Annotated in this window: 26 protein-coding genes and 2 pseudogenes; 12 read left to right on the plus strand and 16 right to left on the minus strand. The window is 58.8% G+C overall.

Annotated elements, in window-relative coordinates; all coding sequences use genetic code 11:
* The first annotated feature begins 10 nt into the window (after positions 1-10).
* Positions 11-910, plus strand: coding sequence for a succinate--CoA ligase subunit alpha (sucD, locus tag AC1D1N_RS07810; RefSeq protein ID WP_477347654.1), 900 nt, complete (start codon positions 11-13; stop codon positions 908-910).
* 86 nt (positions 911-996) lie between these two features.
* Positions 997-1,125, plus strand: a pseudogene (locus AC1D1N_RS07815) (NAD(P)-dependent oxidoreductase); the annotation flags it as partial.
* Positions 1,126-1,147: 22 nt separating this feature from the next.
* Here AC1D1N_RS07815 and AC1D1N_RS07820 read toward each other — a convergent pair.
* On the minus strand, positions 1,148-3,586 hold the full coding sequence (locus AC1D1N_RS07820; RefSeq protein WP_477347656.1) for a GcvT family protein: 2,439 nt from the start codon (positions 3,584-3,586) through the stop codon (positions 1,148-1,150).
* A gap of 225 nt (positions 3,587-3,811) precedes the next feature.
* Positions 3,812-4,744, minus strand: a complete 933-nt coding sequence (locus tag AC1D1N_RS07825; RefSeq protein WP_477347658.1) for a TauD/TfdA dioxygenase family protein — start codon at positions 4,742-4,744, stop codon at positions 3,812-3,814.
* 1,595 nt (positions 4,745-6,339) lie between these two features.
* Between AC1D1N_RS07825 and AC1D1N_RS07830 the strand changes: the two genes are divergently transcribed.
* A complete protein-coding gene (locus tag AC1D1N_RS07830; RefSeq protein ID WP_477347660.1) occupies positions 6,340-6,747 on the plus strand; it encodes a hypothetical protein in 408 nt (135 codons plus the stop codon).
* A gap of 90 nt (positions 6,748-6,837) precedes the next feature.
* Positions 6,838-7,392, plus strand: coding sequence for a hypothetical protein (locus tag AC1D1N_RS07835; protein WP_477347662.1), 555 nt, complete (start codon positions 6,838-6,840; stop codon positions 7,390-7,392).
* A 458-nt stretch (positions 7,393-7,850) separates the two neighbouring features.
* Here AC1D1N_RS07835 and AC1D1N_RS07840 read toward each other — a convergent pair whose 3' ends face one another.
* The 3 genes from AC1D1N_RS07840 to AC1D1N_RS07850 all read right to left on the minus strand — a co-directional run bounded on the left by AC1D1N_RS07840 (position 7,851) and on the right by AC1D1N_RS07850 (position 10,448).
* Complete coding sequence (locus AC1D1N_RS07840; RefSeq protein ID WP_477347664.1) at positions 7,851-8,336, minus strand: hypothetical protein; 486 nt, start codon at positions 8,334-8,336, stop codon at positions 7,851-7,853.
* A gap of 485 nt (positions 8,337-8,821) precedes the next feature.
* Entirely contained in the window at positions 8,822-9,622 is an 801-nt protein-coding gene (locus AC1D1N_RS07845) for a class I SAM-dependent methyltransferase (protein WP_477347665.1), read from the minus strand.
* 100 nt (positions 9,623-9,722) lie between these two features.
* A complete protein-coding gene (locus tag AC1D1N_RS07850; RefSeq protein ID WP_477305382.1) occupies positions 9,723-10,448 on the minus strand; it encodes an SDR family NAD(P)-dependent oxidoreductase in 726 nt (241 codons plus the stop codon).
* A gap of 222 nt (positions 10,449-10,670) precedes the next feature.
* Between AC1D1N_RS07850 and AC1D1N_RS07855 the strand changes: the two genes are divergently transcribed.
* Complete coding sequence (locus AC1D1N_RS07855) at positions 10,671-11,351, plus strand: recombinase family protein (protein WP_477347666.1); 681 nt, start codon at positions 10,671-10,673, stop codon at positions 11,349-11,351.
* A gap of 62 nt (positions 11,352-11,413) precedes the next feature.
* Here the strand turns inward: AC1D1N_RS07855 and AC1D1N_RS07860 are convergent, their stop codons facing one another.
* Positions 11,414-11,770 (minus strand): hypothetical protein, encoded by a 357-nt coding sequence (locus tag AC1D1N_RS07860; RefSeq protein ID WP_477347668.1) that lies wholly within the window; start codon positions 11,768-11,770, stop codon positions 11,414-11,416.
* 782 nt (positions 11,771-12,552) lie between these two features.
* Between AC1D1N_RS07860 and AC1D1N_RS07865 the strand changes: the two genes are divergently transcribed.
* Complete coding sequence (locus tag AC1D1N_RS07865; protein ID WP_477347670.1) at positions 12,553-12,753, plus strand: hypothetical protein; 201 nt, start codon at positions 12,553-12,555, stop codon at positions 12,751-12,753.
* A 688-nt stretch (positions 12,754-13,441) separates the two neighbouring features.
* Positions 13,442-14,401, plus strand: a complete 960-nt coding sequence (locus AC1D1N_RS07870; protein WP_477347671.1) for an IS1595 family transposase — start codon at positions 13,442-13,444, stop codon at positions 14,399-14,401.
* Between the two features lie 391 nt (positions 14,402-14,792).
* Here the strand turns inward: AC1D1N_RS07870 and AC1D1N_RS07875 are convergent, their stop codons facing one another.
* Complete coding sequence (locus AC1D1N_RS07875; protein WP_477347673.1) at positions 14,793-14,960, minus strand: hypothetical protein; 168 nt, start codon at positions 14,958-14,960, stop codon at positions 14,793-14,795.
* Here AC1D1N_RS07875 and AC1D1N_RS07880 point away from each other — a divergent pair.
* Positions 14,959-15,573, plus strand: coding sequence for a hypothetical protein (locus AC1D1N_RS07880; protein WP_477347675.1), 615 nt, complete (start codon positions 14,959-14,961; stop codon positions 15,571-15,573). The two genes, AC1D1N_RS07875 and AC1D1N_RS07880, sit on opposite strands and share 2 nt — an antisense overlap.
* 1,296 nt (positions 15,574-16,869) lie before the next feature.
* Here AC1D1N_RS07880 and AC1D1N_RS07885 read toward each other — a convergent pair.
* The 7 genes and pseudogenes from AC1D1N_RS07885 to AC1D1N_RS07915 form a co-directional block, all read right to left on the minus strand.
* Positions 16,870-17,148 carry a hypothetical protein gene (locus AC1D1N_RS07885; protein WP_477347677.1) on the minus strand — a complete coding sequence of 93 codons (279 nt, stop codon included), beginning with the start codon at positions 17,146-17,148 and terminating at the stop codon, positions 16,870-16,872.
* Positions 17,145-17,365: pseudogene (locus AC1D1N_RS07890) on the minus strand (DUF768 domain-containing protein). Before AC1D1N_RS07890 ends, AC1D1N_RS07885 begins: the two are co-directional and overlap by 4 nt.
* Before the next feature lie 217 nt (positions 17,366-17,582).
* A complete protein-coding gene (locus tag AC1D1N_RS07895) occupies positions 17,583-18,209 on the minus strand; it encodes an MSMEG_1061 family FMN-dependent PPOX-type flavoprotein (RefSeq protein WP_477347679.1) in 627 nt (208 codons plus the stop codon).
* Positions 18,210-19,232: 1,023 nt separating this feature from the next.
* Positions 19,233-19,427: a hypothetical protein gene (locus tag AC1D1N_RS07900; RefSeq protein WP_477347681.1), complete on the minus strand. Its 195-nt coding sequence runs from the start codon at positions 19,425-19,427 to the stop codon at positions 19,233-19,235.
* Positions 19,428-19,574: 147 nt separating this feature from the next.
* Positions 19,575-19,826, minus strand: a complete 252-nt coding sequence (locus tag AC1D1N_RS07905) for a hypothetical protein (protein WP_477347683.1) — start codon at positions 19,824-19,826, stop codon at positions 19,575-19,577.
* A gap of 24 nt (positions 19,827-19,850) precedes the next feature.
* Positions 19,851-20,066 (minus strand): DUF768 domain-containing protein, encoded by a 216-nt coding sequence (locus AC1D1N_RS07910; protein WP_477347685.1) that lies wholly within the window; start codon positions 20,064-20,066, stop codon positions 19,851-19,853.
* Positions 20,067-20,090: 24 nt separating this feature from the next.
* Positions 20,091-20,894 carry an ATP-dependent DNA ligase gene (locus AC1D1N_RS07915; RefSeq protein ID WP_477348832.1) on the minus strand — a complete coding sequence of 268 codons (804 nt, stop codon included), beginning with the start codon at positions 20,892-20,894 and terminating at the stop codon, positions 20,091-20,093.
* 769 nt (positions 20,895-21,663) lie between these two features.
* On the opposite strand from AC1D1N_RS07915, the gene AC1D1N_RS07920 reads away from it, so the two are divergent.
* The 4 genes from AC1D1N_RS07920 (at position 21,664) to AC1D1N_RS07935 (ending at position 23,704) form a co-directional block, all read left to right on the plus strand.
* A complete protein-coding gene (locus tag AC1D1N_RS07920) occupies positions 21,664-21,912 on the plus strand; it encodes a hypothetical protein (protein ID WP_477347687.1) in 249 nt (82 codons plus the stop codon).
* Position 21,913: 1 nt separating this feature from the next.
* On the plus strand, positions 21,914-22,165 hold the full coding sequence (locus AC1D1N_RS07925; RefSeq protein ID WP_477347689.1) for a hypothetical protein: 252 nt from the start codon (positions 21,914-21,916) through the stop codon (positions 22,163-22,165).
* A 98-nt stretch (positions 22,166-22,263) separates the two neighbouring features.
* On the plus strand, positions 22,264-22,587 hold the full coding sequence (locus tag AC1D1N_RS07930; RefSeq protein WP_477347691.1) for a helix-turn-helix domain-containing protein: 324 nt from the start codon (positions 22,264-22,266) through the stop codon (positions 22,585-22,587).
* Between the two features lie 673 nt (positions 22,588-23,260).
* Complete coding sequence (locus AC1D1N_RS07935) at positions 23,261-23,704, plus strand: Ros/MucR family transcriptional regulator (protein WP_477347693.1); 444 nt, start codon at positions 23,261-23,263, stop codon at positions 23,702-23,704.
* A 500-nt stretch (positions 23,705-24,204) separates the two neighbouring features.
* On the opposite strand, the gene AC1D1N_RS07940 is transcribed toward AC1D1N_RS07935, so the two are convergent.
* Both AC1D1N_RS07940 and AC1D1N_RS07945 read right to left on the minus strand, forming a co-directional pair.
* Entirely contained in the window at positions 24,205-24,702 is a 498-nt protein-coding gene (locus tag AC1D1N_RS07940; RefSeq protein WP_477347695.1) for an N-acetyltransferase family protein, read from the minus strand.
* Positions 24,703-24,774: 72 nt separating this feature from the next.
* Positions 24,775-25,245 carry a GNAT family N-acetyltransferase gene (locus AC1D1N_RS07945; protein ID WP_477347697.1) on the minus strand — a complete coding sequence of 157 codons (471 nt, stop codon included), beginning with the start codon at positions 25,243-25,245 and terminating at the stop codon, positions 24,775-24,777.
* Positions 25,246-25,325: the final 80 nt, after the last annotated feature.

Consider the following 25,325-nt stretch of genomic DNA (forward strand, 5'->3'; position numbering starts at 1 on the left):
GGTCGAGAAAATGGCAATTCTGCTCAACCGCAGCACCCGCGTGATCGCGCAAGGGTTTACCGGCAAGATCGGCAGCTTCCACGCCGACGACATGAAACGCTACGGCACCAAGCTGGTCGGCGGCGTCACACCCGGCAAGGGCGGCCAGAAGCATCTCGGCCTGCCGGTCTTCAACACGGTCAAAGGCGCGGTGCGCGAGACCCGCGCCGAGGCCAGCATCGTCTTCGTGCCGCCGCCCTTTGCCGCCGATTCGATCATGGAAGCGGCGGACGCTGGCATTAAACTCTGCGTCTGCATCACCGACGGCATCCCCTCGCAGGACATGATGCAGGTCAAGCGCTACATGCTGCGCTACCGCTACGAAGACCGCATGCGGCTCATCGGCCCGAACTGCGCCGGCGTCATCACGCCGGGACAGGCGCTGATGGGCATCATGCCTGGCAGCATCTATCTGCCGGGCCGCGTCGGCATTGTCGGCCGCTCCGGCACGCTGGGCTACGAGGCGGCGTCGCAGATGAAGTCGCTTGGCATCGGCGTGTCGACCAGCGTTGGCATCGGCGGCGATCCGATCAACGGCTCCTCCTTCAAGGACATGCTGAAGCTGTTCGAACAGGATGACGAGACCGACGCTGTTGTCATGATCGGCGAGATCGGCGGGCCGCAGGAAGCCGAAGCCGCGATCTGGGCGCGCGACAACATGCGCAAGCCGCTGATTGCCTACATCGCCGGCCTTTCCGCTCCGAAAGGCCGCCGCATGGGCCACGCCGGCGCCATCATCTCGGCCTTCGGCGAGTCGGCGCAGGAAAAGGTGGAGATCCTGAAAGACGCAGGCGTCGTCATCGTGCCGACGCCCTCCTCCTTCGGCGAGGTGGTGGCCGACACGCTGTCGCGGATGAAGAAGGCAGCTTGACACTCGGCCGGGCTAACCCCGCACAGAGCAATGTGAAATCGGGGCTGGCGCCAAGCATCGCCAGCCCCCTCGATCGGTAGGATATCCAGTTGCGAGCCGGAGCATGGCGCGGCTGGTCGCCGACGCACATGGCCGGCGCGAAAGTGTCGGGCAAAACCCTTGGCATTGTCGGCACGGGCCGTATCGGCAAGGCAACCGCCAGGCGCGCGCAGTTTCAGACGGCAGGCGGCCTGAACCTCACATACGCCCGCGCGCGCCTTCCGGGTCATAGGGAGAGTCGGCGATCACCCTTGCCGGGCGCCGCTCGCCGAGAATTGAAACCTCCAGCGCTGTCCCGGGCGTGCCTAGCTCGAGCGGCAGCAGCGCCAATGCTATGTCGTGGCCAAACGTGTAGGAGTAACCCGCCGACGTGACGCGGCCGACAAGGCTGCCGTCGCGATAGACGCCCTCATAGGCAAAGGCGCTCGCCCCATCCGTGTCGATGGACAGCGTCACGATCCGGCGTGCCGGGCCCTGCTTTTGCTTCGCGGCCAGAGCGGCGCGGCCAATGAAGTCTCCCTTGTCGAGCCTCACGAAGCGGTCGAGGCCGCTCTCCCAGGCCGACAGTTCGAGGTTCATGTCGCGGTACATGGCGCGGAAAGACTTGTCGAGACGCAGCGATTCCAGCGCCTGCAGCCCGACCAGCCTGAGCCCGTGCGCCTCACCTGATGCCAGAAGCGCGTCCAGCAAATGCCGCTGATAGCAGAGCGGATGATAGAGCTCACAGCCGAGCTCGCCCGAATAGTTGACGCGCATCAGCCGCACGTCGCTGGCCAGAGCCACGGTCGCCGACTGCACGCTGAACCAGGGGAAAGCCTCGTTCGACAGATCGATCTCCGTCAGCGGCTGCAGAACGTCGCGCGCCTTGGGCCCGACCACGGTGAAGCTGCCGCGATCGTTGGTGACGTTGCGCAATTGCACGCTGCCGTCCTTCGGCAGCAGCCGGTTGAGGTCGTCGTAGTTCCAGCGTTCGGCGCGCGGCGTCGAGACGAGGTAGAACAGGTCGCTCCGTAGCCGCGCCACGACATACTCGGCCTGCACACCACCGGCCGGCGTGAGGTGATGGGCGAGCGCGATGCGACCGAGGCGCGGCAAGCGATTGGCGAGGATCCCGTCGAGCCAGCGCTCGGCACCCGGGCCGCCGACCTCGAACTTCGTCATCGGCGTCATTTCGACCAGGCCGACGGCTTGCCGGACAGCCTGGACCTCCTCGCCGACATAGGTGCCCTTGGCGGTCCAGCGCCAGCTGTATGAATTGCGTGCCTCGACGCCCGAAGGTGCGAACCAGCTTGGCATTTCCCAGCCGTTCAGCACATCCCACACAGCACCGAGCTGACTCAGGCGCTCGTAGGACGGAGCTGTTTTCTGCGGTCGTGCCGCCGGCATGTCCTGGCCCGGATAGTGCTGTGTTGCATGGGTGCCCCAGGCTTCCCGCACCTTCTCCCTAGTCCAGTTCTTGTTGGCATGGTCGCCAAAGCGCCGCGGATCCAGTTCCGCCGTGTCGATGCTGTTGCCGCCTTCGACAATCCGCTCGGAAAGGTAATGGCCGATCGTTCCGCCCCACAGGATGCCGCCCGGCACGCCTTCGGCGAGCCAGACATTCTGGAGTCCCCAGGCCGGCCCCATCAACGGCAGCTCATCGGCCGTCATCTGGAACGGTCCGCGTACATTTCGCGTGATGCCGGCGCGTCCGAGCGCGGGCACCAATTCCGTCGCCCGTTCCCAGTTCCAGGAGACGGCGTCGAAATCCTCATCGAGCAGGTCGGCGCCGAACCATTCCGGCACGCCGTTTTCCGCGAACAGCTTGAGCTGTTCGGTGCGCTCGTAGGGGCCGAACAGCAGCCCGTCCCCTTCTTCACGCAGGTAGCCCTCGTAACCCTCGTCCCTCAGGATCGGCATTTCCGGAAGGCCCTGCCGCTTGCGCTCCACGACTTCGGGCACCGCGTCGGTGATCCAGTACTGGTGCACGATCGGAATTGCCGGAATGTCGAGGCCCAGCATGGCGCCTGTCTGGCGTGCATAATTGCCGGTGGCGAGGATTACGTGTTCGCAGACCATGTCGCCGCGGGTGGTTCTGACCTTCCACTCGCCGCCCGGCATCCGCTCGAAGCCCGTCACTTCGGTGCCAAGATGGATCTTCGCGCCGAGGTCGCGTGCACCCTTGGCCATGGCCTGGGTCACGTCAGCGGGCGCGATGTGGCCGTCATCGGGATGATAGAGCGCGCCGAGCATGCCGCTATTGTTGAGCAGCGGCCAGATTTCCCGCGCCTCGGCGGGGGATACGATCCGCGCCCTTATGCCCTGAACTTCGGCGACATCGATATAGCTGCGGTACTCGTCGAGCCTGTCGCGCGTGTTGGCGATGCGCAGCTGGCCGCATTTGTGCCAGCCGACCTTCTGACCGGTCTCGGCTTCGAGGCCCTCATAGATCTCAATGGATTTGGCGATCATCCGGCCGATGTTGAGACTGCGGGCGTAGGAGGGTATCAGCCCCGCTGCATGCCATGTCGAGCCGGCAGTGAGCTGCGTCCGCTCGAGCAACGCGACATCGCTCCAGCCGCGCTTCGCCAAGCCGTAAAGAATACCTGCGCCGACACAGCCGCCACCGACGACCACCGCACGAAAATTACCCAACATGCCCGATGTCCCTGGATGAAGTTGTCATGGGCACTATAGGTAAGCGCGACACCGTCGGTCACGCCATTTGCGACGCCGACGTGGCGGTTGGTATCCTTCCTTCGGTGGGTGGTGGCCGAGACACTGTCGTGGATGAAGAAGGCCGCCTGAACGGCGGCCCTCGAGTTCAACCGCGCCTCAGGCGGCCCAGACGTCAAGCAGCCCAGGCTTTAGGCAGCCCAGGTTTTAGGCAGCCTTGTCGGTCGCGGGCTTCGCAACCTTGGTGCGGGTGGCGCTGCGGCGGCCGTCGACGCTGACCGGAACGTCGCCGTCGACCGTGGCGCGACGCACGACCCGGTGTTGATCGCCATAGTCGTTGACTGCGTAATGCTGGGTGGCCCGGTTATCCCAGATCGCCACATCGCCGGCTTTCCAGCGCCAGCGGACGGTGTTCTCCGGCGCGGTGACATAGGACTGGAACACCTCGTAGAGCCGCGCTGAATCGCTTTTGGAAAGACCGACCAGCCTTTGCACGAAATTGCCGAGCAGCAACGTGCGTTCGCCTGTTTCGGGATGGACGCGGACAACGGGATGCTCGGTCTCATAGACCGTCGAGGTGAAAACCTCCTCAAAATGCTTCTTTTCCGCGGCGCTCGCACGCGGCCGCACGGCGGCATAGTCGTAGGCGTTGCTGTGAACTGCCCAGAGATTGTCCGCGAGCAACTTCAGGGGTGCGGGCAGGTCCTGGTAGGCCGCGGCGGTGTTCGACCAGATGGTGTCGCCGCCGGCCGGCGGTATGACGACGCCGCGAAGAACGGAGAATTTCGGATAGGCGTCAACGAAGGTGACGTCGGTGTGCCACTGATCGGCGCGACCGCCGCCACGGCTCGAATCGAGCTCGAGAATGGACGCCGTTCCCTTGATGGGACCTTGGGTCGGATGGGGAACAAGGTCGCCGAGACGATGCGCGAAGCGCTCCTGCTCGGCATCGTCGAGATGCGCCTGATCGCGGAAAAACACCACCTTGTGCCGCAGAAGGATCTGGTTGATAGCCGCCACCGTCTGCTGCGGCAGATCGCCGGAAAGCCGTATGTTCCTGATCTCAGCGCCGACACGTCCGGTAAGCGGGACTATATCGGCTTCCGGAATGGTCTGCTCTACGGGTGCAAGTTTGGGCATGGAAAACCTCTATCCTCTGGAGCCGCGGGCTGCTGGCAAATGCTCCACCGTCACCGGCCGCAATGCGATCGGCGGAGCAACTCCCGTCAAGGGAGCTGTCTTGCTTGCTTACGAAAGCGCTGATCGCGACTCAGGAGGCGAAGGCCGCCAGGACTTTGCGAGCAGTACCGAGACCCCATTCAAAACGTAATTCTACAAATTCCATAGAAAAAGTGTTTCAAAGTTCGGTGACTCGGGGAAAAATGACTTCTGCGCAAGCTCGTTCTCCGAGCTGGCGGCGGCATGGAGCACGCAGGCAATGGCGTATCCAGACTGTGCCGAGTTTGCTGGGGAGGACGATGGGGAAGCGTCCCAACAAGGCAGGAAGCCGTTTCCGGGCAAATGAGCTGCGCTGATGGGCGATGCATCCACCATCGGGACCTAGGAGCGCGCGGCGGCTGCCGCAAGCAGCAGGACGTCGCAACCTGATCTTATTAGGATTTAGGCGATTCCGATCGCTATGGATCGGGATATTGGTGCGGTCGAGAATAGTGCCAGTCCCTTATGGCACAACCACTTAGGCGCCCGCACCTGACAAAAAGCCCATCACAATCATTACGGAATTCCTTTCCGCGCCCGCACCCTAGTCGGTGAAATTAGGTTTGCATAGAGGCTCCTTTTCCACGTCCCCGAGCAATCCCAAGCGCGGCGCACAGCGTCGTCGGTCACTGGAGCTTGTTTCTTAGCTGTGGCCGATGCAGGCGTCGCTCAACCACTCCCTGGCCGGAAGGCCGGTCACGTCAACACCCTCTAGGGGTGGACAGGCGGCAAGGTTCGGTGATGTCGCCAGGATGGGAAACCGCACTAGTTGTTCTTTGTTTCGAACTGGGGATCCGCCCGACCGCCCTGACTCGAACCATCGTCCGCATCTCGTCATAGCCAGCAACCAGTTGAGTGATCACGCCTCTCAATTTTTCAGGTAGGGTATATGGAGGCCCCGCTCGGGTTTCCACCCCCTACAGAAAATCCAGCGTTTACAATGGCTCCGGCGTTTCTTGTGGGTAATTTCTAGTGCTGCAAGCCAAACCCTCGTGTAACGTGATTTCACTCTTTGTTCCCCTGATAGTAGACGACGATACGAGGCATTCTGAGCACTGCCTTGTATCGTCGGCGACGGTCAATCTCATCAGCTCGACATCTCTCACTTCGGATGAGTTCTTCGCGCGACCAGCTTGACGTGAGAGCTCTTCATACGGGTGGGGTCGCAGGTCCAATCGTGCACCCCCCCAAATTCCATATTAAAATCAGTTATCTACTAACATTTTGCTAGACGCCGACGACAGACTTTTTTTCGTATTGCCACCATCTCGCCACAGGATCGACAATTGTTTTCGGCTTTGGCGTCGCGAGATCGGGCCTGTCTTCGCCCTTTCACGGCGGTAATCGGCGCGAATTCGCGGCCGCCGTGGCAGAGATTGGGAAGGACGCCACGCTTGATCAGATGTACCTCGCGGGAATTCGAAATGCGAACGCCCTCTTTCCCGCTGGAGCGCACGAGAGGTATTGTTCCGATGCTTGAGCGCTATGGGGCGAATAAGAGCCTTGGGAGGGGGATCATGGGCTGGCACAAACCAATAGTCGCAATGTTGACGTCCTTCCTTTGGACAATGCCCGCTCCGGCCGGCCAGTCATTCTCATGCTCATTCGGCGAACCGGCCTGCCTGGATTACGGCGCCGTCGTCTGCAAGAGCGGAGCCCAATGCGTAGCTAGGGATTCGGTCTGCTTTGACTCCTACACCTGCGATTACGAGGGGTTCGCATGCAAGTCGAAGCTCGATGATGCCGTCGAGGCTTATGATACGCAAAGGGGCAACTACAACGAGCTCGTCGACAAATTTAATTCGCTCAATTCCAGCTACGAAGAGGCTCGCACGGACCTTGAGGCAGCACAGTCAAAGGCGCGGCGAGTTGCCGACTGTGTTTCAAGCGCCACCACAGTAGACGACGCGAAGGGCTGCTTCTAGGCGATCGTCCCGCAGCGCCTTGCCGTACACCGCCAATTGCCGTGCTAAATGTTTCCTGCAATTGTCGAGGTCTCGGCAAAAGGGGCGACAATGGGCGAATACGCAGACTTGCTCAATCTTGCAGTCGCAGCTGTTGCATTGATCGTCTCGGTGGTGGCCTTAGGTTTTTCCATCTTCTTTTGGTATCGTCAGTTTCGACCGATCGTGACGGCAATGGTTGAAACGCACCACGGCGGCAACGAGGGCATCGCGTACAACCTGGTCATCCTTAACTCCGGATCAATTCCAGCAAAGAATATCAAGCTCGTCATTAGTGATCGGACAGCGCTGGAGGCGGCGTTCGGCGCTGGAGCCAACGAAGAGAACAAGGGCCAGTGGTTGGCTTGTTTCGAGCCTTCCAGCGTGATCCGTCTCCTCCAGAACGGTGCTCGGACGTCATGCTCCTTCGGTACAACCCATAGAGATCCGCGCCAGAGCTTTTGGGTGGCGCAGGCCGAGTTTCCGATTCAGATCGAATATGAAGGTTGGTTCGGAGAAAAATATCAAAGAGACCGGCCAAACGTCTTGCAGATCGCCGATTCTGACAGTTTTACCGGCGGAATGTGGGGACCAGTTAAAACACTTGCAGTAAGCCGGCGGAGCTAAATGAAAAAGCCCGCCACCGTGAGGCAGCGGGCTAAGGTGTGTTGTCCTTGCGCAGCTCCCTCTCATTTGGCTGTTGAACATGGCCGAAATGGAAGATACGCAAGCTGGTCATTAGGGGGATTCGTATGCAGTCGTGGTACAATGAAATGACCGATAAGCAGCGGATGCTTGTTTGGGTCGTTTCCGGCGTTTCGATCCTTGTTTATGGGATCGGCATTTTGCTATGCGCCGGCTTGCTCTATCTACACTACGGTCAGGAACGCCGTTAAAGAGGCTCCGGAAGGCAAAGCTCCCTGGGCCTATCTTTTCGCTTTGCGGAATGACTATAGGCCCTGCCCGCCGATATGATGCCGGGGCCGTTATAGTCGCAGTGATGGAACTCTCGCTTGTCGTCGCCTTCCCGATGGTCGGCGGGTTCGTTCGGGCCGCAGCCTCGCCCATGGCCTGACCAGCCGAGATCAGGCTCGCTCTCGGGATGGTTCCATGTTGACCTTCCCGGCGAGGCGCTGATCAACGTGCTCTGTCCGGCCGAGTTCGTACTCGTCATCGTCCCGGCCGTCGTGCGGCTCGTCCAGCACGTCGCCGCCATGCTGGTATTTCGGCTTCGCGCTCGTCGTGGCCTGGAGCGGTGGCGCGGGAACCCGCCCACTCGGTCTGCCGCCCCTCGAGACCGTCAACTTGCCGCTGCGGCCCCATGGGCTTTCCCGTGACGTGGGATGGCGTTCGCACGCACCCATGGTCGGCTCGCCCTCGCCGCCTGGCTCGTAGTCGCTGTTGTCCTGCTCCAGATCATCAAGGCACAGAAGCGACGGTTCATCGTCGGAAGTGTCTTCGAGGTCGCAATCCGCCTCCATGAGGTCGAGCCCCGTTGTCAGGCTCATGGCGCGGCCCAGGTGGTCGTTCAGGCGCCTCTGCACAGACTGGCGCCATGCGCGCGGATCCATACCCCTAGACACACCTAGACACCCCAAGGGGTTTCAGAGTGGCGGTGGGCGTGTTCATGACTGCCTCACTACCAAGACAAACCCGGCCCATGATCGATCTAGACGCGATACTCTGCGCCGCCGTGGATCAATGACATTGCAGTTGCGATAAAGGCGGCGTCGCGCTCTCGATCCGCAGCGCATGATGTTCCGGTTTCGGGCCGCAGGCACCGGTCTTGAAATTCGGTTGCTGGCATCCCTACCCTTCCCGGTTGATACCGTCAAATCCTTGTCTATCAACGTGTTGCGTCGCTTGGACTGCCCATTGTGCTCGGCTGTCCCGTCTCATACCGTAGCGTTGCGTTGCAAAAAGCGTAGCAGCCAGTTCACGTGGCGTTCTTTGGAGTTGCCGGCAGCTTTGCGGCGCGATTTCCAGTTTTTTGTTTGAGAACAGTGAGGCCGATTGACCAGGATCTGCACACGCTTAGAGAATGAAAAGCTAGGCCTTACCCGACGGTCCCGCGGCAAGCCCATGCGACCGAAACGAACGAACGGGGACCATCGGGGCGACCTGCTTCGTAAGCATCACGAACGGCAGCGTCTGCTTTGGCTCGCATCGCCGGATCCAGACCCGCTGCATACTTTCCAAGTGGCCCCTCTCCCGATGTGATCGGACCCCAATAGTCATCGAACGAAGAATAATCCATCCGGATCAAAAGCTGGGTTTCCTCCACATCGTGAAGTCCCTGGCTAATGAAGCTTTGCTTCATTTCACTCGGCTGCATCATGGGTTGGAAGCAGTACCGGCTTCGGAGTGCTCGCGCGTTCTCATCGACAACCGCGAGCGTGTCCAACATCATCCGCATAACCGGCATGCCGCCCAGATGGTCCCACACCGCGGCGGCGACGACGCCCCCTGGCCGGACCACCCGCCGCATCTCTCCGATCGCGCGACCTGCTTCGGGAACGAAATGCAAAACAAGCAGCGCTAGAGCTCGATCGAAGTATGCGTCGGGAAACGATAGCGATGTCGCATCGCCCTGCTGGATGTGGATCCGCGGGTCTGTGTTGAGCCGGTTAGCCTCTTCCACGAAAACCGGCGAGAAATCTATCGCTGCAACTTCGCGCACATTTGCCGCTTTCGGCAGCGCGAACGTCAGACTGCCCGTGCCACATCCAACGTCCAGAATCCGTTCACCGTCGGACAATCCGGCAAAATTGATGAACAGAGGTGCCAGCTGTTTGCTCCACCGGCCCATCAGCTGCTCATAGCCAGCGGCTTTTCCGACATTGAAGGTGGACGTCACGGAAGCCTCCATGCGTGTTTGATGGGTCTTGCCACACAAAGATTACTGGACGGGCACACCCTTGTCCCAATGGATTACCTTCGGCCGACACATTCTCCACTCAATAGCGGGCTCGCCCACCCGACATGTCGAAAACGGCACCAGTATTGAAATCGCTAGCATCAGAGCACAGCCAGGCCACCATGTGGGCAACCTCCTCCACTCTGCCGAGGCGCTTCATAGGGCTGTCGCCGATCATGGTTTCCACTGCGGTTGCTCCGAGGTTTCGGATCATGTCGGTGTCGATCGGGCCTGGAGCGACGCAGTTAACGCGTATGTTGGCGTCCGCAACTTCTCGACTGAGAGCTTTCGTGAAGACGACGATGCCTGCGCTTGATGCCGAATAAGCCGCAAGGTTGGCTAGACCCTCCTTGCCCGCTAGCGATCCCATATTGACGATGCGCCCGCCGCCCCAACGGCGCATATGTGGCAACACCAGTTGCGTTACCTGCATGGTGCCGACCAGGTTGGTTTCGATAATGCTTCGCCAGTCTGCGAGTTCATGATCATCGAACGGGTGAAGCGTCCCGAGATAACCCGCATTGTTGACCAAAATATCGATACGCGCGCCGCGACCAACTATTTCGCTGATTGCTCGGTTAACCTGATCACGCTTTGTGATGTCGAGCTGTGTTGATACTGCGCCCTTTAGTTCACTCGAGTTTCGATCCCACACGTGCACTGTCGCACCAGAGGACTGGAGTCGCTCTGCAATTGCTTTGCCAATGCTTTTGGCCCCGCCGGTTACGACGGCTGTCTTTCCAGTTAGGTCATAGGAAACGGGCACGACACACGCTCCATAGAATGGTCTTTTGCTACGACGAGCAATGATAGCAGGGCGGCGGGATAACAAACACTCCTCCTTTGGCACCTCCAGAGACCCGCGCGGCCACAAGCCAGGAGATCGCGGATAATGCAGCCGCATCAGAGCGTTAGCTTGCGTATTTGACCGGAGTGAGCACACTGCAAACGGTGGTTTGCAGTTTGAACACCCACCGGGGATTGAATCATGGAGAGCGCCGTTGCCTACTATCGCGTCTCAACCCAGAGGCAGGGTCGATCAGGCCTCGGCATCGACGCTCAACGAGCAGCCGTCACCCGCTTCGCCGAAACCGAAGGCATCGCGATCTTCCACGAGTTCACTGAGGTCGAGACAGGCAAGGGCTCCTATCCCCTGAACCGACGTCCACAGCTGGCAGCCGCCCTCCCTAAGGCGCGCCAGGCAAAATGTCCGGTCATTGTTGCCAAGCTTGACCGGCTTTCGCGTGACGTCGCCTTCATTGCCGGACTTATGGTTCAGCGCGTTCCGTTTATCGTCGCCGAACTCGGAGCTGATGCCGACCCTTTCATGCTGCACCTCTATGCGGCATTGGCCGAGAAGGAACGCCGTCTCATCTCGGAGCGCACCAAAGCCGCCCTCGCCTCTCGCAAGATGACCGGCAGGAAACTCGGCAATCCAACCAATTCCGCACAGGCGGCCGCCAAGGGGCGACAGATCTCGGTGGAGGCTGCCGATCGTTTCGCCGAAACCGTCCTTCCGGTTATCGAATCCATCCGTCGCTGCCGCATTACCAGCCTGCGCGGGGTGGCAACTGCCTTGAATAACCGAGGCGTTCGAACAGCCCGCGGCGGACAGTGGCAGGTCTCGAATGTGCGAAACATTCTGGCGCGCTCTGTAGATGAGCTTTGATAAGCGGGAAAAATGAAGCCAGAGCGGGGTGCTCCTTCCCAGGTGGCTTCCAGCCGAAGGTATTAGGCGCTCTTCCTAACCTTGACCACCTCAACACCAAGCCGAAAAGCCTGCCCGTCAGCATAGGAGCGAGCGTAGCTTTCAGCTGTAAAGGCAACGGTTTTGGTGACGCCATTGAAGGTGACGCGAACCGACCACGTATTGCCTGCGACAATTTCAACGGCATGCTGTCCGTGCGGAGCCACGCTAATCCCCAAAGCTGACGTTGAGGAAGCATCCATAGCGTCGCAAAATTGATTTGCATACGAATAATCCGACGTCCGGTTGTTGAATTGCCGACTTGTGGCGATGGGGACGACGTACGTGTGGCAATTGCGCGTACGGCTCAGGCTACCATCCACCAAGTGGTTGCCTTCCATCCGCCGTCAGCCAAGGCGCGCCATGGTTTCTGCTGTCCATTATGCAACGCCTCTGATTGGTGGCTTGCTGCTGCTCGCCTCCAAGGACAAGCGGCCAACGGTACAGGTCAGGATCAGTGAAGACGCTCCTCGGCATACCAACGGCCCCATTTTAGAGAACACATGCCCGCAGTGCGCTGAACATGTGAGGGTCGACGCCAAGATCTGCCGGTTCTGCCGGCATGCATTTTGACAGCCATGGTAAGCAGGCTGCTCTTGCTCTGGTGGTACGTCGTGCTCGCATTCGCTGCGATCGCAAATCCACTCGTCGCGATTTTTCAGCTATATCAGGGCAACTTGGTCGGAGGAGCATATTTTGGGGCCTTTACCGCCGCGTCATGGCTGGTGGCGCGCAATGCGCTTCGCGACGTACGATTCAAAAGGGGTAGCTAGCAGATGCTAATTCCATACCTTTCAATTGCCACGAGCTTAGTTGCGGCTGGACTAGGCATCAGAGCAGCCACAATTCCGATCAGGGACAGCACCGACGACATGATGCTCGATATCGGCCGACAGGGAAAATGGGCTAGTGGCAGCTGCTGCCGCTGGCGTGTCAGTCGTGTTGCAAGCATTAGATCGGCTTTGGCAGTAACACATGGGCTACCTTGGGAAACCACTGAGAGGAAAGAAGAAGGACAGCAAGAGGCCGGTGGCAAAGAACAAAGCCGGTGGCAGCTTAACTCGCTAGCGGGACCGCGCTAAGAAGGGTCCCAAGCCGCCATCGCCGGGCAAGACCGTCTATCTTGTCGGCCCAGGTAGCGTCCGATTTGTATCTGGCGGAGCACCGGGTTCTAAGCGATGAACAGTCAGCGATACCGATCTATATCGCCGCCATCACCGCTGCGATGCTCGCCAGCGCCGCTTGGCGCTATCGGCAGCGCGACATGCTTGGCATGGCCGCATGCCTCCTGATAGCCGGCATGGGTGCCTACCTAATGCGCTGACAAAAAGCCCGCTGCCGGCGGGCAGCGGGCCTTGTACACAGGATGGCCGGTAAGCCAGAGGGGTTACAAGGCGCCGGCCAGCCTAACAAACGGCGATTGGCCGCTATTAGTTCCGCCCTCGCATCGAATGGTTATTTCCGTACAAACTTCCTCGCATCTTTAAGCCCGCGCCTCTCTCTTGCGGACAAGAAGCGCGGGCCGATCGGAGGCCGATCTTCAGCAAGCGATGGAGGGCACCACCTGCCGCACCACCACCTTTAGAGGCGGCTAATGTTACGTCAAGCCGGCGGTTCATCACTTCGCCTGAAGGTCGGTTTCCAATCGCGATTGCGAGCCCTGTTAATGCCCTCATAGTCAGGAATGCAGGTGAAGAACACGGGTCGTCGATCCCGGCCGGCGGCCTTGCAATTCGAGCATCCGAAAAGCCCGACAAGATCCCAATGCATGGAACCATGATCCGGCCCGAGCCGGGCAATCAATGCCTGGATGTCCAGCATGGTCGACTTGCAGCATACAGGATGCCCGCAATTGACATAGACGCTTTCGCGGGCTGCGAAGGTATCGGCGAGTGTCTTTTGAGGCATGGCGATCTCCGTTGAAGGGGTCGCCGCAACGAGGACTATATTCCTAATTATATACTTGACGTACCATCTGTATTTTGCGATAACAAATCCAAGGAGTTATCGCAATGTTCGACCTGACCAACGCCATTTACCACGACGCCGACAAGGCTCGCGAACATTTGGAAGCTATCCATTGGCCGCACGGTCCGTATTGCCCGCACTGCGGCAATGCTCGCCCAGAACGCATCACCAAGCTGGCTGGCAAATCTACCCGTCCCGGCGTCTACAAATGCAATGAATGCCGCCAGCCCTTTTCTGTAACGGTTGGCACTGTATTCGAGCGTTCCAAGATCGGCCTGCACAAGTGGGTGTTGGCTTCGCATCTCTATGCCTCGTCAAAGAAAGGCATGAGCGCGCATCAGCTGCACCGTATGCTTGGCGTCACCTACAAGACAGCTTGGTTCATGGCGCACCGCATTCGCGAAGCCATGAAAGAGGACGTGAAGTCGTCCGGCCCGCTTGGTGGTGAAGGCAAGATCGTGGAAGCCGACGAAACCTATTTCGGCCCGAAGGATAGGGTTGTGAAGCGCACCATTCGCGGCAAGCCGTCCAACTCGTCCAAGCCTTCTATCGTGGCGCTGGTCGAGCGCGGCGGCTCTGTCCGTTCCTTCCACGTCGAGCGCGCGACCAAAGCGTCTGTGCGCGACGTGCTGGTCCGCAACGCCGACCGCAAATCGACGCTCATGACCGACGAGTCCAACTTCTACACGTTCACCGGCGAAGAATTCGCAAGCCACGCGACTGTGAAGCACACTGGCGGCGAATACGTTCGCTATGAGGCAGACCGCATCGTCCACACGAACACGATCGAAAACGTGTTCTCAGTCTTCAAGCGCGGCATGGTTGGTGTTTACCAGCATTGCGGCGAAGCTCACTTGCACCGCTACCTTGCCGAGTTCGACTTCCGCTACAATCGCCGCGCCGCTCTGAAAGTCTCAGATGCAGAACGCGCCGAAGACTTGCTCCGCATGGCTCGCGACAAGCGCCTTACCTATCGGCGGATTGGTGAAGCCAGTCACGCCTAAGCAAAAGGCTCGAAAATTCCTTCACCTACGAAATAAACGCCGACTCGACTCCAAGAAATGAGTCGGCATACCATCCGAATCACTATGACCCCTTTGAGGCCCTGCTCGCCAAGCAGCCTCCCCTTGCGGGACAAGTCATAGCCCATTCTTGGACTGGACCGCAGCCGCGTCAGGCCAAGTGGGTCCAATCTCCGAGAGGCAAATGGGGCGTACCTAAAGCGGCACGTGACGCGGACGGTGCACCGATGCTGCCATGAAGGGCGGGATACCCCTTCTATGGACCGGATGGTTTCAACCTTACGGGGTTGTACCGGTACTCCCCGATAGGAGCCTCCCAATGCGGAAGCAAATATCGGTAATATGGGAAGTGAAGGTGAACGTTGCGCTCTGCCTATTCGGCATCGCGGCCATTCTCTCGATCTTCTTTTAAAACAGGGGGGCGTCCAGAGCGATCTGGACGCTCTTCCTTTTGGTGTGGCTTCGGCGGCGTCTTGAGCAACCGGCGCAAAACCTCGTCGCCCTTTTCCTGGTCTTTGTCTTTTGGATCTTCCATCGTCATGCCTAATCCCTGGGAACTGCCGCTCCCTCTCATTGCTGACACCGACGACACACGGCTTTTTGAGTGGCTAGGCCGCGCAATCAACGAATGGGAGCGGGTCGAATTTTCACTATCCACACTCTACAGCTTCTTCGTCGGTGACACGACTTTAGGGTCCGTAAGAGGGTATGGCGAGGGTAGAATTTACCGCGAACGAGCGGACATCCTAAAGCGCGCCGCTGAGAAATGGTTTGTCCAGAACTCGCACCAAGAGTTCGAAGGTGAATTCGACCGTCTTATGACGGCAGTCACCGGCTTTTCCGACCGCCGTAATGAGTTCGCGCACGGCATAGTCGTGGAAGTCAGTAGGTTCACTTTTTGGCGAGGCCGCCTACCTCTAGCAAGCCCGTCTAGTCGCTGGTTCCTGATCATTCCGCCTGTACAGGTTGCGAGAAAGCAGGACGACAATGGGATGCCGGCATACGGTTTTTCGAGTTACGAACTTCTAATCCTGACCGAGCGCCTCGGCGATATGCTGGTCGAACTCCACGATTTCAACTCGCGTCTCTGGCCGGATGATTGGCCGCCAGATGCAACGCGAAAAGCACTTGGCATACCATCTCGCGAGACGTGAACGGCGCGATATCATAATCGCGTTCCAACACTTTCGCCCCTTCCATAATATCGCGCGCAGTCAGTCCTTCGGGGACCCAAACACCGCGCCCTTGGTACGTTTCGATAGTGCCGGCCTGTCCGGCTTTTTGTAGCGAATCGGTCATTGGTACGTCAAGTATATAATTAGGACTATATTCCTCGCACCGATGGTTGATGGCAAGAGGCTGGAACCGAATCCCACAACTCGGCTTGCTCTATCGCATCAGGCCCAAGCAGCGACCGAATAACCCGATTGACGGAGGTTCCTATTGGCAAACAGAAGCGAAACCAGGCGGATGCAGCTAGACCGTCTCGCCTCATCGATACCGAAGCATGAGTTCGAGTTTCTGATGAAGATTGGCAAAATGACACGGCCGGAAGCGTTGGCGTTGATCGAAAAGCACGATGGCGACCGAACCTATATTTATGCCGATCTGGCGCGCAAGAATGCAGAGCTGTGAATCTGTTGAGGCGATCGAGATGATCACCGGCACGAGGGCGCCGTTCATCCAGCCGAACATGACAGAGCCAGCGCAGCCCCGGCTGGATAGCGACTAGAGTCAAAGGTGCACGGACCAGTCGGACGCGTTCAGAAGCCAGACGGTAAATATGAACACGATCAGCACTGCCAGCGTGGTCAGAAGGATGATCTTTTCAGCCCTACTCATGGGCGGTAGGTAGTCAGAGAGCGCATAGGCCGCAATTCACATGGCCGTGTGTTCGCCTACGGCTGAGTGCCGCATAGAGCCGGCTCGACGGCCAAAGCATCCACCAGCAAGTCAACGGGCGTGTCTAGGTCCATTACGGCCCGGTATATCGCCACGGTCGCCGCTGCTAGGTGATCTTCTGGAGTGCCGTTGTCATTGGCGAGGTCGAGCGTCGCTGGCACGTTCATATGACGACTATGCGCCTTGTGGGCGGTTAGCGCTACAGCCGCTTTGAAGGCAACCGGCGTTGCTACGCTTCAGAGCAGAAGGTGAATTGCCAATAGCTCGATGATCAGCAAAATCGCGCACACGGCGCCTCCGAGGGTATAACCTCGCCAATAATGGCGGGCATCGTCATCGGTTTGGAATGTTTCCACCCAGAGCCCGTCAGGGGCGACACCAAGGCAAATGGGGATGGGCATCGTGGCGGGCACGATTGTACGAGGCGCTAAAGAATCTCGGCCCAACATGCGCGCGGCCCTTTTCGACCGACCGCACATTAGCCCTCGCTAACTAAATGCGAAAGCCCTCATCGAAAACGCCGCCCGGACTGTCGCACAACATCGCAGTCAAAAGCGGAAACGGAACAATCCGGCCGGGGCACGATGCCAACCTCCAAGCGGATTGCGAGTTCTCAACCCATCGTGTCGACGCCGCAACGCCGCTGACACCACCTCGAAGACGCTTTCGACCTCGCCAGCAATTTCGTCGGCGCCGATGCCAGCCTTGTCGGCCGCAGTCATCAATTGGTCTGCCAAGTCGCTGGCGGCGATCGGATCTCCCCGCGCCACAATAGGCAGTTGCTCGGCCACCCATTTGTCGAGAAACTTCAGACCCCGCGCGCTCATTCGGGTAAGCCAGGGTCAAAGTGAACTACCGCATCGACAAGCGTTCGATATAGGCTGTCAACTTCTTCGTCGATCTCTTCGCGCTTGATCCCTAGGGCCTTGCGTCGGCAAACAGCTTGTGTGTGAGTTCACTTATTGAGACGGCATCGGCCTTAGCCGTCTCAGGAAGGTTGTTGGCGATCAATCGATCGAGGAAATTGATGCCGCGTGTGCTCATTCAAACCACCAAAACGCCAGTAGCGTGCAAAAGGCCGCGACCAGCGCGGCAGCCACTAACAACACACCTTTGCTGACCCCTCGTCGTGGCTCAGGCTCGGGAACCAGTTTGTTTCGGTTCGGCTGTTCGTCCATGGAAAACAAATTTGCGGCGGCAGATTAGGTTCCTCTACTAGGCGCTGCTTGATCTTGCGCCAGGCAGTGACCCGCTTGCGCGGTCAATACAACCTGTCAGTTTCGTTGGCCGCAGTCATCCTTTCAAGGTTCGACAGTTTATCAGGTAACTCTCCATGATCCTTGAGGGCCTGTGCATAGGTCGGCAACCCTTCGACGGACCCCCAACGGTCGGGCTCCCACATACGGGAACGGATCATAGACTTGCCGCAATGGAAAAAGGCCTCTCGCACCCGAACTAACAGGGCGAGGTTCGGAAGTTTGCCGTTAACTGCCATGCGCTCAAGCAGCTCGGGGTCTCTTACCAGTTGCGCTGTGCCGCTAACGCGAACAACCTCCCGACGAATAGGCACGATGAACAGGATGCCGATGCTTGGGTTCTCCAACACATTGAGAAAGGTGTCCCCACGGTTATTGCCGATGCGATCGGGTATTGCCAGCGTATGGTCGTCGAGTACCTTGACGAAGCCCGGCGGGTCGCCCTTAGGCGAAGTGTCGATCGCGCCGGACGCATTGATGCTCGCGATAACTATGAACGGGCATCGTTCGATCCAAGCGCGGCAATGCGGGTCAATATGATCGATGATCTTGGCAACCTGACTGGGGTAGTCCTCCCCCAGGATCGCCTTCACTTCTGCGGCTGTCGTGATCGGAAACTTCGGTTGATACATTCGTAGCTTCACCTCCCGCTTCATCCAGTGTAGCACAATCAGCGACCAAGCATTGCCCCTCGTTTGCGGAGCGCTAAACTTGCCCTGGCGGGTCCCGTAAACCGCAGTGGCCGGCGCGGTTTTACTGTTATCTCACCGGACAATATCGCGTAGGCCATTTTCAGCTCTCCTCTCGGAAATCCTGCACCGAGGCGTGCCGCAGCTTCGGCTCGCCGTATCCGATTGAATACGCGCTGACAGGTCGCCAAATCGTCTGGGCGTAGGCGTAGCAACTCTGCCTCCCTCAAAATGGGCGAGAGGGCAGTCTAGTCTCCCAATCGGCGATGCCCCCTCACGAGCGCCGACGAAGATAGAATACGCGCTATTGGGCGATTATCGAGTCAATTCCAGGGTAGCGTTTCGCGACGCCGGTCGCTGTCATACGCCACCGATGCATGCCGCGCCTTCTGACGCTCTATTGCCAGCTTCGCCAAGTTCCTTTCATGGATCGGCCTGAGCCGAGTCAATCCAGTCGCGCCAATGGGTAGGCTGAACATGAACACGCACTCCGGTTATCGCGTGCTTCCACCCCTCGACCGTTCTTTCGCACGGGAATACGAGCGATTGCATACCCTCCTTGTCCAGAACCGCGAGTTCCAGACTGCGGAAGAATGGCGCGCTGAGGATCGACTGCCACATCGAGCCACTATCCGCCCAAGGTCATGAGCCGGATTTGATTTTCGTCAATTTTTGTCCACCAAGGGGCGGGCTAAGCGTCGTTTGGTGCCGTCATCCTCGCATACCGGCTTTCGAGCTTCGGCCGTGAAGCGCCAGCGGGACCATTCCGTGTTACGCGCGTTTGGCCATACGGAAAGGACCCCATCAAAATGGTTGACGAGCAAAGAAAGCCATCGGCGACAGATGGTGCTGCTCGCCGTCTTGTCAGCGAAACCGGAATTACCTACGCACAGGCCAGCGAGCTAATCGCCTTCCTTGGACCGTACAATTGGTCGTCGCTCGTTAGAGAAGCCCGCATTCTGGCCCCTACTTCCGTGTGATCCATTCCAGCAATTCAGGATCGATGTCATCGATGTCGCTGCCTGTAAAGTCGCGGATCAAGAGCGCGGCGTGTTCTCGCCACCGGTCTTTGGGGATGTTCTCTTCGATGACGGATTTTCTGAAGGCGCTGCGAACAATATCGCAGTCGAGAGATGAGACCGTAACAACCCGCTTGTCCATGGTGCAACCTCCCATCCAAGGGCGGGAAACAAAATGGTGACGGGCGATTCATATTCCCTTTGATCAAGGTTTCAATGGAATTCTAATGTACGGGTTTTACGATCTCGTGAGCGCTCGTCCGCCTGTAGGTTTGCGCGGGCTTTTCCGTCATTGGCTTGCCTTCCCATAGGCGTTCGGCGTGGTGTCAGGGGAGTAGATCAGCCCAACCTTCTTGCTGCCACACTTGGCGCACTTCAGCTTAGGAATCAGGTCATCCGCCATTGCCGGCGCATCCGGGCCGAGCTTTGCCTTCAGGGTTTCGAGGTCGATAGGCTGGTTGTGGAAGCACAGGCTGGCGTGGCAGTACGCGTGCAGCTTCATCTTCTCGTCAATGAGACCTTGGATCGTCCACTTTGCCATGGCGTGGATATAGCGCCGCTGCGGTCAGTCCGCCACGCCGGCATCACGGTGTAAGATTGCGTTGAGGAGTGCCTCGTAAGCGCTGCCGGTGTCTTCCTCGATCTCGACGCTGCTGATGCCGATCGCTCTTGCATCTTCGAATAGCTTTTGGGCCAGTTCGGCAGCTGAGATGACGTCGGCCGTTGCGGGAACGTTGGCGCCAATCCATTTGTACAAAAAATCTGTGCCGCGTGTGCTCATGGCCTCATAATTTCGATCGGCAGGTTAGGTTCCGTCATCGACAACAATGCCCTTCACCGATGCATGCCGCAGTTTTGCCTCGCCCCGCAAATGCTTGACCCTGGCCTTGATACCGGGCTTCAACCACTCGACTCCGGTCATCGCCTTGGGAAAACCCTCCGGCGCCTCCCGCGCGGCCTGCACCCTTTTCCATAGCCGTTCGCGGACATCATTTGGCAACGTGATGAACGCCGACCCTGCATACTTGCCGCCTTGCCCCATCAAGGCCATGGCGGGCTTGCCCGGCTCACGCTTGACGCCAAGCAGGTCGAGTTCGCTGAATTCGTAGCATTTGATTTTCAGCCAGGCGTCGGACTCGCCGCTCCTGTAGTGCGCACCGCGGCGCTTCGACACCATGCCTTCGAGGCCCAGCTTCTCAACGCCTTGGAAGAATGCAGCGCCGCCGCCGTCAACATGCTCGCTGAATTGGATGATACCGTCTGCCGGCTTGACCAGATCCCAAAGCATCGCCCGCCGCTCAACGATCGGCAGCGGCCGAAGGTCTTTGCCGTCGAGATGCAGGAGATCGAAAGCCACAAATGCCAGCCGTTCGGCATTCCATGCCATTGCCGACCGCAGCTCACGGAAGTCCGGAGCGCCGTTTGGTGTCGGTGCAATGACCTCGCCATCAATGATTGCGGATCGTGCCCCAAGCGCCTCAGCGGCCGTCACGATCGGCCAATAGCGCGACGTCCAGTCAATCCCCGTCTTCGTATAAGCCCGCGCGCCGTCCCAATCGATGATGACCTGGGTCCGGTACCCGTCGTACTTGATTTCGTGGAATCCAATCGTCGCTTTCGGGCGGCGTCTCGACCAGGCGCGGCAATTGCGGCGGGACGAATTTCAGCCTTCCAGGGCTGGGACTTCTACGCATGCACACACACTCCGGCGACGGGATTCAATTAGCGCGTGCTTAATTAGTTCCGGGACATTTTAACGAATCATTGACTGCCCTCGCCCAAAGTAAGCGGCGCGGTCAATTCACCCTGAGGCTGCAGGCGGCTCCGGCAACCCCAACCCAAGCCTGTCGGAGCCGCTCCCACACTTCCGCTTGAACTCTCACTGGGCAGACAGGGCCATGCGTCGCCTATTTTGTTCGAAAAGATCAAGCTTGGCCGGATAGCCCAGCCTGATCCTGGCGTCACATTGGTCGCAGTTGAAGTTCGAGATCACCTTGAACCACGAGCCCTTCTTCACCATTACATGGGAACAGTTTGGGCACTCAAACTCCAGGTACTCGTCCCTCAACTCGTCTGAAATAGGCACTCGACACTCCCTCCCCGTCACGCCGACGTGAATGATAGCGAACGTTGCGACTCCGCAAATGTTCCGCGATCCGACGTGAGGCGGATTGGAGTCCGACTTTGGTCCATTCGGCAGAAAAAAAGGTCCGTTGAAGGATGAAGTTACGGAACGCTTGGCTAACAGCTGAATTGTCTGGCGACCGTCGATCAAAGTCCCTTCATCGCCGGTCTTTGGTTCCGCCGCCTTCCGATCACCACGAGGGCGGCGGATCATTTTTCCAATAGTTCCGCTCCGCGCCCAGGGAGGATTGAAAATGATGAATGACGTCGAAATTTCGCCAGCCCTCGATACCCGATTGGCCTCGCTCAGGGCTAGGATGCGCGATGCGCGCATCACAGAGGCAGACATCAAGACCTTTCAGAAGGTCGCAGCCATCATGGGTGGAGAGAGCGGCCGCATTGACGGCGATGACCTAATTGCAGCTTCTTTCGTCCTCGACGACAAGGCCGATCACCCCTTAAATTCTCCATGCATGCGCGTGGATGGGACTCGCGGGGCTTAAGGTGAAGGTTTTCGATAGACTTGAAGCGCTACTCGATGCGGGCGAACCACAGGCAGCGTTAGCAGAGGCACGCACCCTGCTGCTTGAAATTGAGCGGCGGTCAAACGCGGTCTCGAGTGCCATCGACGATTTCTTGATCGACTTGATGACCCTTGCATTCGTCACCGAAGCCTTTGGCAGTCACCTCGCGGAGGCGGCTGGCAGACTCGCTCGGCGAAGGCTCTCCAAAGTCAGGCTGCTGACTAAGACCTGACGTGCGGGCTTAATTAATGGTGGCTCCATAGCTGTCTCTTATATAAGCGAGATGGAACATTCGCTGTCAGCCGCTGTTCTCTGCCAGGAGGAACGGTCATGGCCGACGACATTACGAACCACGGCGTCAGCCAGCGGAACGGCAGAGGCGAAAGCGCTTCGATCTTGGTGATGACACCAGAGCAGTCGCGGGCGGCACGGGCGTTATTGAAGTGGTCTCAGGTTAGGCTCGCTGCCAAGTGCGGTTTGAGCGAAGGGACAATTCGCGACTTTGAAAACGGGCGGAGGATTCCGCGTCCCACGAAGCTCGCCGCCGTACTTCATGCGTTTGAGGTGGCTGGTGTAGTATTCACCGCCGCAGGACCGTCACGAACTAACCTCTCTGAGGGCGAGTCGGGCGTGATCGGCTCCAATGAGATGTAGCGCTACGCGCTAAGCTGGATCCAAGAAAATCAGGGCGAGTTAAAGCAGCCCCGCCAGCGCGCGCCAAGTTCCTTTCATGGATCGGCCTGAGCCGAGTCAATCCAGTCGCGCCAATGGGTAGGCTGAACATGAACACGCACTCCGGTAATCGCGTGCTTCCACCCCTCGACCGTTCTTTCGCACGGGAATACGAGCGATTGCATACCTTCCTTGTCCAGAACCGCGAGTTCCAGACTGCGGAAGAATGGCGCGCTGAGGATCGACTGCCACATCGAGCTACTATTCCCCTAACGTCGTGCGCCGGAATTGATTTTCGTCAATTTTTGTCCACCAAAGGGGGCGGGCTAAGCCGCTCGCTTCTCGCCTTCGCTCCCTTTGGCCAGCGCCATGCACTGCGAGGCCATGGACCGCGACAGGCTTCTCCACCCATAGCCCGAAATGACCATGCGGCAGGGATGCCAAGCAATTCCCCGCGGCCACCTGTCGATCGACCAGAAGATGGCGATCGGCCGGCAACGGATTCGCCAAAGGAGCGACATTGCTCGGCGACATCAGCGCCAGATAGGCCTTCTGCACTTCAGCCTGAAGCCCAGGGTCGTACTGAGATGTCCGGCGTGTTGTTGCGTGAATAAAGCCGGCCTATTAGACAGGTTTGCTCAACAGGGACCATTACATGACCGACGAACACGACCACGGCGCCGAACTAGTCGAACTGACGGCCGACATCATCGCGGCATTCGTCAGCAATAATCCAGTGCCGATTGCCGGGCTTCCTGATCTAATTGCTTCGGTCCATTCATCGCTTTCCAGCCTGGCCAGCGGCAAGATTGCGCCGCCGGCTGAGACAAAAACTCCCGCGGTGAATCCGAAAAAATCAGTGTTTCCTGATTACATCGTAAGCTTGGAAGACGGTCGCAAGTTCAAGTCGATGAGGCGCCACCTCGGCCTACTTGGCATGACTCCGGACGATTACCGCACCAAATGGAACCTGCCTCGCGATTACCCCATGGTCGCGCCGAACTATGCGGCCACGCGGTCGGCGCTGGCAAAAGCGTCCGGCTTAGGCCGCAAGGCTGCACCCTCTAATGCGGTACCTGCGAAGCGAAAGGCAAAATAGACAACGCCGGTAAAAAAGGGCTCGCCGTCCCATTCGCGAGACGGCGAGCCTCCCCGTGCCCTGACCCCAACCACTGCTATGCAATTTCTGTGCCATTGAATGTGCGCCATCGGGGACAACATGACGCCACGTCAAATCAGCTATGGCTTGAGTTGCGGCGGACCTCTATCCCGCCTTGGCCGGCGCCATTTAGGCTTCTCCCAGCCTTTAGTGCCGGCCACTTCTGTTACACTCAGATCGTTGAAACCCATTGCAAGCCCGGCCGCTCGCCTTCGGTCCGTCGCATCCGCGGCACGGAAGCGCTCCAATGGAGCGGAAGACCTATTAACGGCGACGAACTGCGCGAGCGCGATCCTGCCTAACGAAACTCGGAAACCACTTATTCATATCTTCTAATATACGTTGACGCCGTCGCAGGCCTGTCTTGAGTAGTGCGACACTCTCTCCCACAACGGAAAGCCCGGAGCTCACCCCGCCGCCGGGCTTTTCTTGTTTGGCCTCTAGGCGCGTGGTAGCAGTTTCCGCATGATGAACGATGCATGGCCTTCTGCGCCGTGCGAGGCTGCCCTGCGATCGACTACTTCAAAACCATGCTTGCGGTAAAAGGCCATCGCGCGGTCGTTTCCCTCGAGTACTTCGAGGGCAATGCTGCGGATTCCCGATTGGGCGGCAATGACAGCGTGCAAAATATCAGAAGCTAGCCCAGTGCCATACTCGCTTTGATCGATGTGGAGCCGGCCAAGGATGACGTCGCCAGGTTCGTCCGTCTCGGTCATCGCATAGCCAGCGATCGAGCCGTCTGGCCGTTCTGCCACGAACGACATTTTGTTGCCGTCCGTCAGTTCCGAAGCGATCCGCTGGGGCGAGTGATATTCATCCGAAATCCGGGCCGTAGCTTCCGCGCCGATGATTGGCGAGTAAGTCCTGCGCCAAGACTCGCCCATGAGCCGCGATACCAACGGCACGTCCTGTACAGTCATGGCTCTGATTTGCGGCATAGGCAACCTCCCGGCCGGACCACTTATAGCGTAGCGTCAGCTACTGGCTGTGAGTGCGAGCCCACCGATCATTCACAATGCCTTCCTCATCCGCAACAGCGGCACGCCCGCTCCGCCTCTGTTGTCTACGACTTCTTCAACCGCCTCAAAGCCGCAGGCCCGATAGAGCGGTTCGCCGGCCATCGTTGCCATAAGCTCGACACTTGTGAAGCCCTCCCCGCGAGCGGCGTCCTCGCACAGCGCGAGAATTAGACGACCCACGCCTCGGCGGATGAAGCTGGGATGCGTATACATGGCACGCACACGCGCAGCGTCTTTCCTCGGGTCAAGCAGCGCTGCATCGCGCCCGGGTGAACGGTCGCCGCCGTAGAGGGTTGCGCGCCGACTCCATCCGCCGCACCCGGCCAAGACGCCATTTTGCTCCACAATGAAATATGTCCCATCATCAATGAGTTGCGTATCGAGCCCCATGATTGCTCGGCTCGAAGCGATCTGCTCCGCTGTGAGGAACGGCTTCTGAAGCTCGCCGATGGCCGCATTCATCAGTATAACCAGCGCCGGCATATCGGCACGTGTCGCCAACCGATGGTCTAGGCTGATCCTCGGCATTCTTCGGCAAGTCC

The sequence above is a fragment of the Mesorhizobium sp. P2_B5 genome (assembly GCF_056404775.1).

What these genes read in the sequence shown, in the direction of transcription:
- sucD (WP_477347654.1), top strand. Translation starts at nt 11, where the DNA reads ATGGCAATTCTGCTCAACCGCAGCACCCGCGTGATCGCGCAAGGGTTT.
- AC1D1N_RS07885 (WP_477347677.1), bottom strand. Translation starts at nt 17,148, where the DNA reads ATGAGCGCGCGGGGTCTGAAGTTTCTCGACAAATGGGTGGCCGAGCAA.
- AC1D1N_RS07910 (WP_477347685.1), bottom strand. Translation starts at nt 20,066, where the DNA reads ATGAGCACACGCGGCACAGATTTTTTGTACAAATGGATTGGCGCCAAC.
- AC1D1N_RS07880 (WP_477347675.1), top strand. Translation starts at nt 14,959, where the DNA reads ATGCCTAATCCCTGGGAACTGCCGCTCCCTCTCATTGCTGACACCGAC.
- AC1D1N_RS07825 (WP_477347658.1), bottom strand. Translation starts at nt 4,744, where the DNA reads ATGCCCAAACTTGCACCCGTAGAGCAGACCATTCCGGAAGCCGATATA.
- AC1D1N_RS07840 (WP_477347664.1), bottom strand. Translation starts at nt 8,336, where the DNA reads ATGGATCCGCGCGCATGGCGCCAGTCTGTGCAGAGGCGCCTGAACGAC.
- AC1D1N_RS07860 (WP_477347668.1), bottom strand. Translation starts at nt 11,770, where the DNA reads ATGGAAGGCAACCACTTGGTGGATGGTAGCCTGAGCCGTACGCGCAAT.
- AC1D1N_RS07895 (WP_477347679.1), bottom strand. Translation starts at nt 18,209, where the DNA reads ATGTATCAACCGAAGTTTCCGATCACGACAGCCGCAGAAGTGAAGGCG.
- AC1D1N_RS07935 (WP_477347693.1), top strand. Translation starts at nt 23,261, where the DNA reads ATGACCGACGAACACGACCACGGCGCCGAACTAGTCGAACTGACGGCC.
- AC1D1N_RS07930 (WP_477347691.1), top strand. Translation starts at nt 22,264, where the DNA reads ATGGCCGACGACATTACGAACCACGGCGTCAGCCAGCGGAACGGCAGA.
- AC1D1N_RS07870 (WP_477347671.1), top strand. Translation starts at nt 13,442, where the DNA reads ATGTTCGACCTGACCAACGCCATTTACCACGACGCCGACAAGGCTCGC.
- AC1D1N_RS07905 (WP_477347683.1), bottom strand. Translation starts at nt 19,826, where the DNA reads ATGGCAAAGTGGACGATCCAAGGTCTCATTGACGAGAAGATGAAGCTG.
- AC1D1N_RS07875 (WP_477347673.1), bottom strand. Translation starts at nt 14,960, where the DNA reads ATGACGATGGAAGATCCAAAAGACAAAGACCAGGAAAAGGGCGACGAG.
- AC1D1N_RS07900 (WP_477347681.1), bottom strand. Translation starts at nt 19,427, where the DNA reads ATGGACAAGCGGGTTGTTACGGTCTCATCTCTCGACTGCGATATTGTT.
- AC1D1N_RS07820 (WP_477347656.1), bottom strand. Translation starts at nt 3,586, where the DNA reads ATGTTGGGTAATTTTCGTGCGGTGGTCGTCGGTGGCGGCTGTGTCGGC.
- AC1D1N_RS07855 (WP_477347666.1), top strand. Translation starts at nt 10,671, where the DNA reads ATGGAGAGCGCCGTTGCCTACTATCGCGTCTCAACCCAGAGGCAGGGT.
- AC1D1N_RS07945 (WP_477347697.1), bottom strand. Translation starts at nt 25,245, where the DNA reads ATGAATGCGGCCATCGGCGAGCTTCAGAAGCCGTTCCTCACAGCGGAG.
- AC1D1N_RS07920 (WP_477347687.1), top strand. Translation starts at nt 21,664, where the DNA reads ATGATGAATGACGTCGAAATTTCGCCAGCCCTCGATACCCGATTGGCC.
- AC1D1N_RS07835 (WP_477347662.1), top strand. Translation starts at nt 6,838, where the DNA reads ATGGGCGAATACGCAGACTTGCTCAATCTTGCAGTCGCAGCTGTTGCA.
- AC1D1N_RS07940 (WP_477347695.1), bottom strand. Translation starts at nt 24,702, where the DNA reads ATGCCGCAAATCAGAGCCATGACTGTACAGGACGTGCCGTTGGTATCG.
- AC1D1N_RS07830 (WP_477347660.1), top strand. Translation starts at nt 6,340, where the DNA reads ATGGGCTGGCACAAACCAATAGTCGCAATGTTGACGTCCTTCCTTTGG.